General features: G+C 60.9%; 10 protein-coding genes. 7 read left to right on the plus strand and 3 right to left on the minus strand.

Features of this window, described 5'->3' with window-relative positions; all coding sequences use genetic code 11:
* Positions 1 to 101 precede the first annotated feature (101 nt).
* Complete coding sequence (locus RF819_RS04155) at positions 102 to 1,451, minus strand: dicarboxylate/amino acid:cation symporter (protein WP_078363804.1); 1,350 nt, start codon at positions 1,449 to 1,451, stop codon at positions 102 to 104.
* A gap of 110 nt (positions 1,452 to 1,561) precedes the next feature.
* A complete protein-coding gene (locus tag RF819_RS04160) occupies positions 1,562 to 2,971 on the minus strand; it encodes an aspartate ammonia-lyase (RefSeq protein WP_078363805.1) in 1,410 nt (469 codons plus the stop codon).
* 243 nt (positions 2,972 to 3,214) lie between these two features.
* Here RF819_RS04160 and RF819_RS04165 point away from each other — a divergent pair, with 243 nt between their 5' ends.
* On the plus strand, positions 3,215 to 5,821 hold the full coding sequence (locus RF819_RS04165; protein ID WP_078363806.1) for an ABC transporter permease: 2,607 nt from the start codon (positions 3,215 to 3,217) through the stop codon (positions 5,819 to 5,821).
* 42 nt (positions 5,822 to 5,863) lie between these two features.
* Here the strand turns inward: RF819_RS04165 and RF819_RS04170 are convergent, their stop codons facing one another.
* Positions 5,864 to 9,109, minus strand: coding sequence for an EAL domain-containing protein (locus tag RF819_RS04170; RefSeq protein WP_143541599.1), 3,246 nt, complete (start codon positions 9,107 to 9,109; stop codon positions 5,864 to 5,866).
* A gap of 182 nt (positions 9,110 to 9,291) precedes the next feature.
* Between RF819_RS04170 and RF819_RS04175 the strand changes: the two genes are divergently transcribed.
* The 6 genes from RF819_RS04175 (at position 9,292) to RF819_RS04200 (ending at position 14,556) form a co-directional block, all read left to right on the plus strand.
* Positions 9,292 to 10,059, plus strand: coding sequence for a transporter substrate-binding domain-containing protein (locus tag RF819_RS04175; protein WP_078363807.1), 768 nt, complete (start codon positions 9,292 to 9,294; stop codon positions 10,057 to 10,059).
* A 30-nt stretch (positions 10,060 to 10,089) separates the two neighbouring features.
* A complete protein-coding gene (locus RF819_RS04180) occupies positions 10,090 to 10,776 on the plus strand; it encodes an ABC transporter permease (RefSeq protein ID WP_078363808.1) in 687 nt (228 codons plus the stop codon).
* Positions 10,776 to 11,489 (plus strand): ABC transporter permease, encoded by a 714-nt coding sequence (locus RF819_RS04185; protein WP_078363809.1) that lies wholly within the window; start codon positions 10,776 to 10,778, stop codon positions 11,487 to 11,489. Before RF819_RS04180 ends, RF819_RS04185 begins: the two co-directional genes overlap by 1 nt.
* Positions 11,490 to 11,507: 18 nt before the next feature.
* Positions 11,508 to 12,638, plus strand: a complete 1,131-nt coding sequence (locus RF819_RS04190; RefSeq protein WP_078363810.1) for a succinylglutamate desuccinylase/aspartoacylase family protein — start codon at positions 11,508 to 11,510, stop codon at positions 12,636 to 12,638.
* Positions 12,639 to 12,668: 30 nt separating this feature from the next.
* A complete protein-coding gene (locus tag RF819_RS04195; RefSeq protein ID WP_078363811.1) occupies positions 12,669 to 13,448 on the plus strand; it encodes an ABC transporter ATP-binding protein in 780 nt (259 codons plus the stop codon).
* Between the two features lie 64 nt (positions 13,449 to 13,512).
* Entirely contained in the window at positions 13,513 to 14,556 is a 1,044-nt protein-coding gene (locus tag RF819_RS04200; RefSeq protein WP_078363812.1) for a PLP-dependent cysteine synthase family protein, read from the plus strand.
* The last annotated feature ends 19 nt before the right edge of the window (positions 14,557 to 14,575 follow it).

Genomic DNA, 14,575 nt, shown 5'->3' on the forward strand with positions numbered 1-14,575 from the left:
CTATCCCATCAAAAAATGCGGCAGACCTCACAACAACAGCTGCAAGTATCTGCCAGATGCTGGTGATGCCAGCCCTGTTGTATGAACAGGGCGCCACCAAACTACACCACGTTGCCTTTGCGTGTCGGCACAGCACTGGTGGGCTGATCTTCCCACTTGGACATATCGAGCTCACCCTCGGTCTTCGCCACAATCGCGGTGCAGACCATGTCGCCACCCACATTCAGGCAGGTGCGGCCCATGTCGAGCAAAGCATCAATGCCCAGGATCATCGCGTAGGCAGCTGCCACGGCAGAACCTGCCTCGACCTTGATGCCAATCGACTCAAGCGCCATCAGCAACATGATGGCGCCAGCACCCGGCACACCGGCGCTACCGATGGCAGCCAGGGTGGCGGTGGTGACCACAACCATCTGCTGCTCAAACGTCAACGGGTGGCCGGTGGCATAACCGATGAACATGGCGCACACACCCACGTAGATCGCGGTGCCGTTCATGTTGATGGTGGCGCCCAGCGGCAGGGTGAAGGACGAGATGGTGCGTGGCACACCGAGCTTTTCTTCAGACACCCGCATGGTGACTGGCAAGGTGCCGTTCGAAGAACGGGTCACAAATGCGGTGATCAGCGCCTCGTTGGCACCCTTGAAGAACTTGATCACACCGAGCCGGTACACCGCCAGCAAACCGCCGTAACCAATGATCGTCAGCGCAACGAATGCCAGGTAAACCGTGACGGTCACGTAGAGCAGCGGGCCCAGTGCCTTGGCACCTTGTTGGGCAAACACCATGGCGATCAGGAAGAACACACCAATCGGTGCGTACTGCATGATGCCGCGAACAATTTTGTACATGGTCTCAGCCGCCGCGTTGACCAGGCCAAACAGCGAGTTCGCGCCCTTGGCTACAGCTGGATCTTCGGACTCCTTGGTAAAGGAAATCGCCAGACCAAACAACATGGCAAAAAAGATGATCGGCAACACATCCCCCTTGGCCAGCGACTCGGCCGGGTTGGTCGGGATGATATTGAGGAAGATGGTCGAGAGTGAAGGCGCCTCGGCAACCTTGCCCTTGACCGCTTCCACGCCAACAATCTCCATGCCCAGACCAGGTTGCAGCAGGTTGGCAAAGAACAGACCCACAGCCACGGAGGCTGCCGAGGTGGCCATGTAAAAAGCAATGATTTTGACCCCCACACGCCCGAGCCGCGACGGCTCAATGCTGGCAGCACCCGCAATCAGCGAGAAGAAGATCACCGGCACCACAATCATCTTGAGCAGACGGATGAAGATGTCGCCAAAAATCTTGGTGTTGTCGACAAACGCCTTGCTGTTGGCCGGGTCACCAAAACCCAGCAAAATACCCACGATACAGCCTGCGACCAGCCCGACCATGATCCGCGTGAGCAGATTGGTCTTGAAATACCAGTCAAGCATTCCTCTTTTTTGACTCATGTTGTCTTCCTCGGTTAAAAAATTGCAATCAATCTGAGCCTGCGAACTTGCGCTGCACTCGAACAGCCACGCGCGCAGGTGCGGCCGTCCGGGGCAAGCTCAGGCAGGGTTTACTTTTCGAATTTCGGGCTGATCAGGTTCTCGAACGAGAACACCTCATCCCAATGCGCCTGGGTCATGAGCTGGCGCTCTTTGACCACCACGTCGTGTAACGACTTGCCGGTTTGGTGGCATTCGCGGGCAATTTCGGCGCACTGCTTGTAACCCAGCGAGGGTTTGAGCACGGTGATGATGCCCAGCGAGTTCAGCACCAGATCACGTGCGTGTTCCACATTGGCGGTGATGCCGTTGATGCAGTTGATGCGCAGGCTGTTGACCGCGTTTTCCATGGTCGCAATCGAGGTGAACAGCGCATAGGTGATCACCGGCTCCATCACATTGAGCTGCAACTGACCGGCCGAGGCCGCGAGTGTGACCGTGAGGTCCAGACCAATCACCAGAAAGCTGGTCTGGTTGACCACTTCCGGGATCACCGGGTTGACCTTGCCCGGCATGATCGAGCTGCCTGGCTGCATTTGCGGCAGGTTGATCTCGTTGAAACCACAACGCGGCCCCGAGGACAACAGACGGATGTCGTTGCAGATCTTGGTCAGCTTGGTGGAGGTGCGTTTGAGCACCCCCGAGAGCAACACATAGGCACCGGTGTCCGAGGTGGCCTCGACCAGATCACCACCCAGGATGAACTTGCAGTCGGTCAATTCGGACAGGTACTTGGTGGCCAGCTCGGGGTAACCCGGCGCGGCGGTGACCGTGGTGCCAATCGCGGTGGCGCCCAGGTTGATCTCGTGCAGGAACTGGCGGACTTCGGCAATACGCTCCACCTCCTCACCCAGAGTCGTGCCCCAACCGTGGAACTCCTGGCCCAGCGACATCGGCACCGCGTCCTGCAAATGGGTGCGGCCCATTTTCAGAACCCGCTCGAACTCCTTGGACTTGGCAAAAAAGGAACTCTGCAATTTGCGCAGCGCTTCCATGTAGCTCGACAAGCGCAGGATCAGCGCCAGACGGAACGCGGTCGGGTACACGTCGTTGGTCGATTGGCCAAAGTTGACGTGGTCGTTCGGATTCACGAACTGGTACTCACCCTTCTGGTGGCCCAGAGCTTCCAGCGCCACATTGGCGATCACCTCGTTGGCGTTCATGTTGGTGGAGGTGCCAGCCCCCCCCTGGATGAAGTCGGTGACAAACTGGTCACGCAACTCACCGGCAATCAACCGGTCACAGGCACCAATGATGGCGTTGGCGACTTGTGCGTCGATGCAACCCAGGTCCCGGTTGGCCATGGCTGCGGCCTTCTTGACGTAGCCAAACGCTTTCACAAAATACGGCTCGGTCGACATCGGGATGCCGGTGATGTGGAAGTTGTCCTTACCACGTTGTGTCTGCACACCGTAATAGGCGTCGTCCGGTATCTGTTTTTCGCCCAGAAAGTCTTTTTCGATTCGATAACTCGTGCTCATGGGGACTCCTGCAATCGGGTTGCGGCCAAAGGCCGTGCCGCAAGCCTGCGGCCTCTCTCTCACAGCATGGAGCGTACCAATCCACACAGATTGCAAGTCATTGATTCATAAAGATAAAATAGCATTTTTTGCAGCCATCATTCGGTTTTCCGAACAATTGACCAGCAAGCTGATCGGAAATCCGAACAAAACAAAACCCTGTCGGGCAGCACTTGGCCAAGCGCTGCCCGAGAATGGCGCCTGATGTTTGCTCTGCTCACCACCTTCTCCTGGCAGGAATTGCGCCAGCACCCCTGGCGCAATGCAGCTGCCGTGCTGGCGGTGACGCTGGGTGTGGCGCTGGCGTTTTCTGTGCACCTGATCAACAACTCGGCGCTCGACGAGTTTGCCCAGGCAGCCCGCGCGGTAGGTGGCCAGAGTGACCTGGAAGTGTCTGGCGTACAAGGTAACTTTGACCAGGCTGTCTACAAAAAGATAGCACAAACCCCAGGCGTGACAACGGCCTCACCGATTCTGGAGATCAACAGTTATGTGTTGACGCCACAGGGCAAACGCGCGTTGCGGGTGGTGGGGGTGGACGCCTTGAGTGTGTTTGCCACCTCACCGGACCTGGTGCCCTTGCCCAAAGCTGCGCCGGTGGACCGCTGGGTGCTGTTTGCGCCGGGGCAGATGTTTTTGAACGCGGCGGCCAAACGCCTTCTCTGGCCCACAGGCGCCGGGCCTGCAAGCTCAAGCAGCGGCCTCCAGGTACAAAGTGGCATGACCTGGGTGGATGCCCAGGTGGCTGGCAGCGTGCGCGCCACGGGCCCAGCACTGGCGGTGATGGACATCGGCGCCGCGCAGGACCTGTTTGACAAACCCAAGCAGCTCACCCGCATCGACCTGCGGCTGGACAAAGGTGTGGACCGTGATGCTTTGGCCCGCCAGTTACAGGCGGCCCCCGACTGGCCCGCTGATGTGCGGGTGGCGCAGCCCCAAGAGGCCGAGTCCCAGATCAACAACCTGTCACGTGCCTACCGGGTCAACCTCACGGTGCTGGCGCTGATTGCGCTGTTCACCGGCGCGTTTCTGGTGTTTTCGGTGCTGTCGCTGAGTGTGGCCAAACGCGCGCAGCAATTTGCACTGCTGGGCGTGCTGGGCCTGTCCGGTCGTGACCGGCTCAAGCTGGTGTTGTGGGAGTCACTGGCGCTGGGCCTGGTGGGCAGCCTGGCCGGGCTGGCGCTGGGCACTGGGCTGGCGGCGCTGGCGCTGGGCCTGCTCGGTGGTGACCTGGGCAGCGGCTTTTTCTCGGGCGCCTCACCGAGCCTGCAGTTCAGCCCTGTGGCCGCTTTGGTCTATGGTGCTTTGGGTGTGGCAGCGGCGTTGGTGGGCGGCTGGTGGCCAGCACGGGTGGCACAACAACTGCCACCCGCCCAAACCCTCAAAGGCCTGGGCAACCTGGGTGTGGGGACCAAGTCGCACTGGATCAGTTTACTTTTGATAGCTTTTGGCGCTTTATTGACAAGGGCTCCACCCGTTTTTGGCATACCTTTGGCGGCCTATGTGTCGGTCGGGATGCTGCTGGTGGGTGGCATCACCGCCCTGCCGTGGTTGATTGGCCTGCTGCTGGGCTGGCTGGCACCCCGGCTGGCACGCCAGACCTTGCCACTGCTGGCGGTGGAACGCGCCCGGCGCCAGCGCGACACCGCGGCGGTGGCTGTCAGCGGTGTCGCGGCCTCGCTGAGCCTGGCGGTGGCGTTAACGGTGATGGTGGCGAGTTTTCGCGACTCGGTCACCCAGTGGCTGGACCGGTTGCTGCCCGCGGACCTGTATGTGCGCAGCGCGGTGGGCATGAGCGCCAGCGACACCGTGTTTTTTGACCCGGACTTTGTGCAAGCGGCGGCCCAGCTGCCGGGGGTGAGCAAGCTGCAACCACAACGCCTGTTGCCCCTGAGCCTCAGCCCCAGCCTGCCCGCAGTGGCGCTGCTGGCACGTGAGCTGGGTGACCCGACGCGCAGCCTGCCGCTTCTGGCGCCGCCGCTGCCGGTGCCACCCGGCCAGATTGGGGTCTACGTGAGTGAGGCGGTGGTCGATTTACATGGCGCCCAGGTCGGCCAGAGCTTGCCCGCGCTTTCCAAGGCTTTTAGGCCTCTATCCCTTATGGATCAAGGGGGTAGAGCTACATTTTTTGTGGCAGGTGTGTGGCGCGACTACGCCCGCCAGTCGGGATCGATCGCGATCGATCTGGCAGATTTTCGGCGCCTCACCAACGACCAGCGCGCCAACGACCTGGCGCTGTGGCTGGACCAGCCCGAGGACACGGCTCGGGTGCAGCAGGCCCTGCAGGCACTGGCCGGGCCGCAGGCAAACCAAGGTGCCGATGCCCAGCGTGGCACCGGTGGCCTGCTGGAGTTTGGCAGCTCGGCCCAGATCCGAGCCATCTCGCTCAAAATTTTTGACCGCAGTTTTGCGGTGACCTACTGGCTGCAGGCGGTGGCGATTGGCATTGGCCTGTTTGGGGTGGCGGCCAGTTTCAGCGCGCAGGTGTTGTCGCGGCGCAAAGAGTTTGGCCTGCTGGCCCACCTGGGGCTGACGCGCCGCCAGATCCTCAGTGTGGTGGCGCTCGAAGGCCTGGCCTGGACCACGCTGGGTGCCATCGCGGGCCTGGGCCTGGGCCTGGTGGTGGCGCTGGTGTTGGTGCTGGTGGTCAACCCGCAGAGTTTTCACTGGACCATGGACCTGATGCTGCCCTGGGCCAAGTTGCTGACGCTGTGCCTGTCGGTCGTGGCAGCAGGCACCCTGACCGCTTGGCTGGCAGCCCGCGCCGCTGCAGGCCAGGACGCGGTGTTGGCGGTGAAAGAGGATTGGTGAAACAACAGCGTCGATGACGGTGGTTTGGCCTGTGGCCAGGCCTCACGGCCAGGCCGTGCGTCCGTCGGAGGACCAAGCCGCATCAGGCTGCCAGTTGGCCAGCCAGTCGACCAGCGCCGGGCCGGGCATCGGGTGGGCAATGCCATACCCCTGCGCCAAATCACAGCCCAGCTGCAGCAAACGTGTGCCATGGGCCACGGTCTCGACGCCTTCGGCCAGCACCTCGCGCCCGAAGGCACGCGCCAGGCTGATCACGCCCCGCAAAATCGCCAGATCGTCGGCGTCGTCGAGCATGTTGCGCACAAAACTCTGGTCAATCTTGATGGTCTGCACCGGCAGGTGTTTCAGGTAACTCAGTGAGGAGTAGCCGGTGCCAAAGTCGTCCAGCGCAAAACCCACACCCAGTTGTGCGCAAGATCGAATCACCAAAGCGGTGCGCGCCAGGTCACGCAATGCACTGGTTTCGAGCACCTCCATTTGCAGCAAGGCCGGGTTGGCCCCCGGCACACTGGCCAACAATTCACCCAGACGCTGGACAAAATCATCCTGCTGCAGCTGTCTGGCAGCCACATTCACACTGACCTGCAGGTGCAGGCCCAGGTCTTGCCATTCCTGCATTTGCACCAACGCGGTGCGTATCACCCATTCACCCAGGTTCACCGCGAGCATGTGGTCATCGATCAGCGGCAAAAACTGGGCCGGTGCCAGCAGGCCCCGTGTCGGGTGTAACCAGCGCACCAACGCCTCGGCACCCAGCACCTGACCAGTGCGCATATTGACCTTGGGCTGGTAATACAGCACCAGCTCGTTGTGATCGATGGCGCGGGCAATCTCTTCCAGGCTCTCGTGCAGGCCGCGCACGCTGTGGTCGTGTACCGCGTCAAACGCGTGGTAGCGGTTTTTGCCGGTCAGCTTGGCCTGGTACATGGCCTGGTCTGCCTGGCGCAGCAGCTGGTCGGCATCCACCGCTTGTGCCTGCGGGTAAAAGGTCACGCCCAGGCTGGCTGACACGCTCAGCTGGGTGTCGGCAAACTGCACCGGCCGCGCCACGGCGGCCAGCAGCCGCTGCATGGTTTGGGAGCAGTCCTCTGCGTCCGAGAGGTCAGTCAACACCGCCACAAACTCATCCCCACCGAGCCGGGCCAGGGTGTCCCCCTCGCGCAGCACATGTTTCATGTTGTCGGCCACTGCCACCAGCAAGAAGTCGCCCGCTTCGTGGCCAAAGCTGTCGTTGACCAGTTTGAACCCATCGAGGTCCAGATACACCACCGCCAGCAGGCGATCACGCCGCTGCACCTGCGACATCGCCTGCTGCAGCCGGTCTGCCAGCAGGACACGATTGGGCAAATGGGTCAAAGGGTCAAAGTGAGCCAGGTTTTCCAGCTGCTGCTGGTGCGCCTTGATGTCGCTGAGGTCAAAAAACATGGCCACATGGTGCTGAATTTGGCCCTGCGGGTCGCGCACAGCGGTGATGGTCAGCATCTCGGCATAGTCCTCACCACTCTTGCGCCGGTTCCAGATTTCGCCATGCCAGTACCCCTGGTGCGCCAGATCCGCATACATGCTGCGGTAGAACTCGGCGCTGTGGCGCCCCGAGGACAGCAGCCTCGGGTTCTTGCCCAGCACCTCGGTTCGGCTGTAGCCGGTGATGGTGGTGAAGGCCGCGTTGACGTTGATGATGTCACCGGTCGGATCGGTGATCAGGATGCCCTCACGGGCATGCTCGAACACGCTGGCATCGAGCATCAGCTGGGCCTCCAGGCGTTTTTGTTCACTGATGTCTTCGTAGATGCCCAGCACACCAAAAATCTCACCATCCGGGTCACGCAGCGGCACCTTGGAGATGCGGTTCCAGCGCAACTTGCCACGGCGGTTGACAAAACGGTCTTCATAAAACAGCTTCGGAACCCCCGAGGCCATCACCACCAGATCGTCGTCACGGTAACGCTGCGCACGCTCGGGCTCGGCCACATCAAAATCGCCCTTGCCGACCAGGGCTCGGGCATGCGAGCGGCCACAGTCTTTGGCAAACACACTGTTGCAGCCCAGGAAACGCAGGTCACGGCCTTTCCAGAAGATACCGATCGGCACGTTGTCAATGACCGTCATCAGCAACTCGCGCGACTGTTCGGTAGCCCGCTCAGAGGCCTGGCGGTTGGCCACCTCGGTGCGCAGGCGGCGCTGCGCCAAGGCCAGCCGAACCCCCAGCAGCCCCACCAGCATCAGCGCCACCATCGACACAATGAACGGCGTGCGGTAGCGTGAGACCACGTCGCGCCAGGTGAAGGCCGGCATCAGATCAAAGGGTGGCAGGCGCAAGGCCCGCAAGGTGTCAGCCACCTGTGCGTAATCAGCTGGCACCGAAAACCCGCGTATGCCCATGGCACGGGCCTCGGCTGAGTCACCGTCGATGGAAAACAGCGCGGCTGTGACACGCCGCGCCAAGCGCTCATCCACATGCCCCAGGTAAGACAAAGGCCACTCCGGGTAGAGGGTCGTCGATGATGGCACCGGAAACGTATCGAGCTTTTGGGTGTGGATCACCCGCACCTGACCGGGTTTGAGCTTGCCCTCGCGCTGCAGGGCTTCGAGCACACCGGTGCGCACAAAGCCGACATCGGCTTTTTTGTTCAGCACCGCCTCCATCACCCGGTCATGCGGCTGGCCCGTGAGCAACAAGTTGCCGTCTGCCTGTGGATTGACCCCGGCCTGCAGCAGCTCCAGCACCTGCATCTGGTACCCGCCGAGTGACTCCACATCCACAGCGGCAATGGTCTTGCCTTGGAGTTCTGACAAGGTGGCCACCGGTGGGGCATCGGCCCGGGTAAAGATCACACCGCCGTAATTGGCCACTTCCTGCCCACTCTCATCCACCAGCAGCGTGGCCAGCGGCGCCTTCAGACCGGCACGGCGCGCCAGCAGCACATACTGGCCCGGATTGGTCAGCACAAAATCGACCTGCCGGTTGACCACGGCCTGCTGCAGCTCGGCCGGGTCATAGACCAAGACCTCAAAGTCGTACTCAGGAACCGCCGCCTCGAGCACCTTGGCCAAGGGTTGCCATTGCATCAAGGCCTGGGGTTTGGGTCGGTAGGCGCGCACCCCAATCCGGACCGGTTCGGCCGCCAACACCGGCCAAGTCAACAACACGCCAGACAGCATCAGCCAGAGCAACAACAAACCACGCCCCCACACCCGGGCTGTCGCACAAAAGCCGCAGGCGGCCACCCCCATCGACTCCCTGGCAGGGGCACTTGGGGGCCGAAGTGGCAAGAAAACAGGCAGCATGGTGTGTCAAATGTTAATTCATGAATACAAAACTCACTTCTTGGCACGAAGTATGCTGATCCCACCACACCTGTGTCCTAGGTAGAAACATCCGCCAGAAGGGCCTGACGCTGAACTTAAAATATTGTGTTCGCGATTTTTTAACCCGCCGTATTCCGGCACTGTCGTAAGAAAGTCACTGTATGAAGAAACTCCTGCTAGCTGCTGCCATCACCGCCATGTGCGCCACCGCCTTTGCGGCAGGCAAGGATCTCAAGGTCGCGATTGATGCCACCTACGAGCCCTTCACCTTCAAAACCGCCGATGGCAAACCCACCGGCTTTGACGTGGACATTGCCAACGCCCTGTGCGAAGAAATCAAGCGGACCTGCGTGTTTGTGGAACAACCCTGGGACGGCATGATCCCCGGCCTGCTGGCCAAAAAGTACGACGTGATCATCAGCTCGATGTCGATCACCGAAGAACGCCTCAAACAAGTTGACTTCACCGACAAGTACTACAACACCCCAAGCAAGATCGTCCTCAAGAAAGACATCAAGTTTGACGGCCCGGCCTCCCTCAAAGGCAAGAAGATTGGTGTGCTGAAGGCCTCCACCCAAGAAAAATACGCTTTGGGCGAACTCAAGACCGTGGGTGTTGAGGTGGTGTCGTATGACGCACAAGACCAGGTCTACCTGGACATCAAGGCCGGCCGTCTGGACGGCACCGTGGCTGACACCCTGGAAGTCACCGGTGGTTTCCTGACCAAGCCGGGCGGTGAAAACTACCAGTTCGTAGGCACTGAGCTGTTCATTCCCAAATACTTCGGCACCGGTGCCGGTGTGGCATTGCGCAAAGGCCAAGCCGAACTCAAAGGTCAGATCAGTGCTGCCATCAAGGCCATCCGCGCCAATGGCAAGTACAAGACCATCAACGACAAGTACTTCAAGTTCGACGTTTACGGCAAGTAAACCCTCATCAGCGGCGCCCTCCCTCACGCAATGCAGTCTTATTTCTGGGTCATCCTTCACGGCTCTCTGCTGACGGTGGGGGTTTCTTTGCTGGCGCTGCTGGTATCGGTGATTTTTGGTCTGGCCGGTGCTGCGGCCAAACTCTCGGGTAAGCCCCTCTTGGTGGGGCTTGCCACCCTCTACAGCACGATCATTCGTGGTATTCCTGATCTTGTGCTGATGTTGCTGGTGTTTTACGGCGGCACCATCGGCATCAATACCTTGCTGGAAAAACTCGGCTCCGAGGCCACAGTCGACATCGAGCCCTTCATGGCCGGGGTGTTGACCATTGGCTTCATCTACGGCGCCTACATGACAGAGACCTTCCGGGGCGCGATCCTGAGCATCCCCAAAGGCCAGATGGAAGCCGCCTGGGCCTTTGGCATGAGCCGCTTCCAGACCTTTTTGCGCATCACGCTGCCGCAGATGGTGCGTTATGCGCTGCCCGGCTTCACCAACAACTGGCTGGTGCTGATCAAGGCCACCGCCTTGGTGAGTCTGATTGGTCTGCAGGAAATGACCTACCTGGCCAAACAGGCCAGTGCCGCCACCCGCTCACCCTTCATCTTTTTCATGTTCACCGGGGCGCTGTTCCTGATCTACACCTCGGTGTCGCTGTTTGTCCTGAAAAAGGTCAATGCACGCTACAGCCTGGGCACCAAACGAGGCCAGTTGTAATGGAATGGGCTGTCATTTTTGAGCCAGACAACCTGGCCTTGTTTGGCAATGGCATTGTCATCACACTGTGGCTGCTGTTTGCCTCGCTGGCTGTGGGTGGGGTGCTGGCGCTGATGTTTGCGTTGATGCTGACTGGCCCCTGGGCGGCGTTGCGCTGGGTGGTCGGTGCCTACACCTTTGTGATTCGCGGCACACCGCTGCTGATCCAGGTCTATCTGATTTATTACGGCCTGGGCCAACTCGAGTGGATCCAGGCGCGCTGGGACGCGGTTTGGCCCTGGACCTATTTCAAAGAGCCGTTTTTCTGTGCGCTGCTGGCCTTCAGCCTGAACACGGCGGGGTACACCGCCGAGATGCTGGCCGGAGCGATTCGCGAAACCAGCGCGGGCGAGATCGAAGCCGCCCACGCCTACGGCATGAGCCGTGTCCAGACCATGTGGCGCGTGGTCTTGCCCAGCGCCCTGCGCCGCACCCTGCCCGCCTACAGCAACGAGGTGGTGATGATGTTGCATGCCACCAGCCTGGCCAGCGCGGTGCCCAATATGCTGGACGTCACCTCGGCGGCCAGCCGCATTTACGCCACCTACTATTTGCCGTTTGAGGCCTATCTGGCCGCCGCCGCGATTTACCTGACGGCCTCGTTCTGCCTGATCGGGTTTTTCCGCTTCAGCGAAGGTCGGCTGCTGGCCTATTTGGCGCCACGCAAACACTAACCTGGATGGATTGTTGTCATGCAGCGTATGGATCACCCCCTGTTGTCGCCCAGTCTGGGCAGCCACAAAACCCTGACCAGTTTTCACTTTGGCCAGCCCGGCTCGGGCCTCAAAATTTACATCCAGGCCAGCTTACACGCCGAAGAATTGCCCGGCATGTTGGTGGCTCACCATTTGCGCGCGGCGCTTGAGGCGGCTGACGCCCAGGGCTTACTCTGTGGTGAAGTGGTGTTGGTGCCGGTGTCCAACCCGATTGGCCTGGCCCAACGCCTGGACCACAAACCGATGGGGCGTTTTGAACTCGACACCTCGGAAAACTTCAACCGCCATTACCCCGATCTGGCCGAGGCAGTGGCGCCCGCCGTCATGAGCGCCTTGAGCGACGACGCGCAGGCCAATGTGGACCTGGTGCGCCAGGCCATGCGCGAGTACCTGCAGGCCTGGGCACCCGACACCGAGCTGCAAAGCCTGCGCCGCAGGCTGCTGCTGCTGTCACACGACGCAGACTATGTGCTGGACCTGCACTGCGACTGTGAAGGTGTGCTGCATTTCTACACCGAAGAACCGTGCTGGCCACAACTGGCGCCGTTGGCTCATTTTCTGAAAAGCCAAACCAGCTTGCTGGCACGCAATTCGGGCAACCGCCCGTTTGACGAATGCCTCTCCAGCGCCTGGTGGCAACTGGCCGACAAACTGCAGGCAGCCGGGTTTAACGCGCCGCTGCCCCAAGGCTGCTGCAGCACCACCGTGGAATTGCGCGGTGAACTGGACGTGAGCCATGCGCTGGCCCAACAGGATGCCCAAGCCATCACCAACTGGCTGCAACACGTTGGTGTCTGGGCCTGTGAGCGTGCGCCCGATGTCCCCGCACCCTTGTGTGAAGCCACGCCACTGGCCGGGTCTGAAACCCTGTATGCCCGCTCCCCTGGCGTGGTGGTGTTTGCCGCCGAACCTGGCCAGACCCTGGGCAAGGGTGACCTGGTGGCCGAGGTCATCAACCCGATCGAGGGCAGCGTCGAGCATGTCCGGGCGGGTGTCGATGGCCTGTTTTACGCCCGCATCCGCGACCGCTACATCACCACAGGTGGTGAACTGGGCAAAATTGCCGGCGCCCAGGCGTTTCGCACCGGTGCCCTGCTAGGGGCTTGACCGCACCGCCCCGACTACAAGAGCTTTTCCATGACCGCCACCACCACCCTCAAACTCCAGGTTGAAAACATCCACAAGCGCTTTGGCTCCAACGAGGTGCTCAAGGGGGTGTCGCTGACCGCCCATGCGGGCGATGTGATCAGCATCATTGGCAGCTCGGGCTCGGGCAAAAGCACCTTTCTGCGGTGTATCAACATGCTGGAAAAGCCCCACCAAGGCCGCATCAACGTGGCCGGTGAAGAGTTACACCTGAACCCCAGCGCCAACGGTGAGTTACACCCCGCCAACCCGAAACAGCTGGCGCGCCTGCGCACCAAGCTGGCCATGGTGTTCCAGCACTTCAACCTGTGGGCGCACATGACGGTGTTGCAAAACATCATCGAGGCGCCGGTGCATGTGCTGAAGGTGCCGCACGACCAGGCGGTGGAAACCGCCCGCAAGTACCTGGCCAAGGTCGGTCTGGAAGGCAAGGAAGACGCCTATCCCGCACACCTGAGTGGTGGCCAGCAGCAACGTGTGGCGATTGCCCGCGCGCTGGCGATGGAGCCTGAGGTGATGTTGTTTGACGAGCCCACCAGCGCACTTGACCCCGAACTGGTGTCCGAGGTGCTCAAGGTCATGAAAAACCTGGCTTTGGAAGGCCGCACCATGGTGGTGGTGACGCATGAAATGGGCTTTGCCCGCGAGGTCTCCAACCACCTGATCTTTTTGCACAAGGGCCTGATCGAAGAAGAAGGCAACCCGGCGCATGTGCTCTCCAACCCCAAGAGTGTGCGCCTGGCGCAGTTCCTCTCGGGCAGCCTCAAATAGGCATCAAAACAGGCCCTAGCCCTTAATCCATAAGGGTTAGTAGCTCACATTTTTGAGAACATCTATGAACTGGCTTCACAACGCCATCGCGCAGATCGAGGCCGACTACCAGCGCAGCGCCGACACCCACCTGATCGCCCTGCCGCTGCCCGGCTTTGCCAAACACGGCATCGACCTGTACCTCAAAGACGAGTCCACCCACCCCACCGGCAGTCTGAAACACCGGCTGGCACGTTCGCTGTTTTTGTACGGCCTGTGCAATGGCTGGATCCACGAGGGCTCCACCGTGGTCGAATCCTCCAGCGGCTCCACCGCCGTGAGTGAGGCCTACTTTGCCCGGCTGCTGGGCCTGCCGTTTATTGCGGTCATGCCACGCGGCACCTCGTGTGAAAAGATTGCCCAGATCGAGTTTTACGGTGGCCGCTGCCACCTGGTGGACAGCGCCAGCGCCGTCTACGACGAAGCGCGCGAACTGGCTCGTAACACCGGTGGCCACTACATGGACCAGTTCACCTATGCCGAACGCGCCACCGACTGGCGTTCCAGCAACAATATCGCGCAAAGCATGTTCAGCCAGATGGCGCGTGAACGTTTCCCGGTGCCGCGCTGGATTGTGGTGGGCGCCGGCACTGGCGGCACCAGCGCCACCATAGGCCGTTTTGTGCGTTACCAGCGCCACAACACCCAGCTGTGTGTGGCTGACCCGGTCGGCTCGGTGTTTGGTGAGTACCACCGCACCGGTGACGCCAGCGTCACCGGCCCGGGCTCGCACATCGAAGGCATTGGCCGACCACGGGTCGAGCCCAGCTTCATCCGCACCCTGGTCGACCGCATGATCGAGGTGGCCGATGTCGATTCGGTGGCGGCCATGCAATTGCTCTCCGGTTTGCTCGGCCGCAAAGTCGGCCCCTCCACCGGCACCAACCTGGTCGGTATGCTGCAACTGGCCAGCGAGATGCGTGAACAAGGCCAGCAAGGCTCGATCCTGTCGCTGTTGTGTGACGCGGGTGAACGTTACCTGGGATCGTATTTTGATCCGGCGTGGGTCTCCAAAAACATCGGGGATTGCAGCACGGCGTTGGCACAACTCAGGACGCAGTTGAACTGAAACTAGTGATCGGGAGTAC

The sequence above is a fragment of the Rhodoferax fermentans genome (assembly GCF_002017865.1).
GTDB classification, from domain to species: Bacteria; Pseudomonadota; Gammaproteobacteria; order Burkholderiales; family Burkholderiaceae_C; genus Rhodoferax; species Rhodoferax fermentans.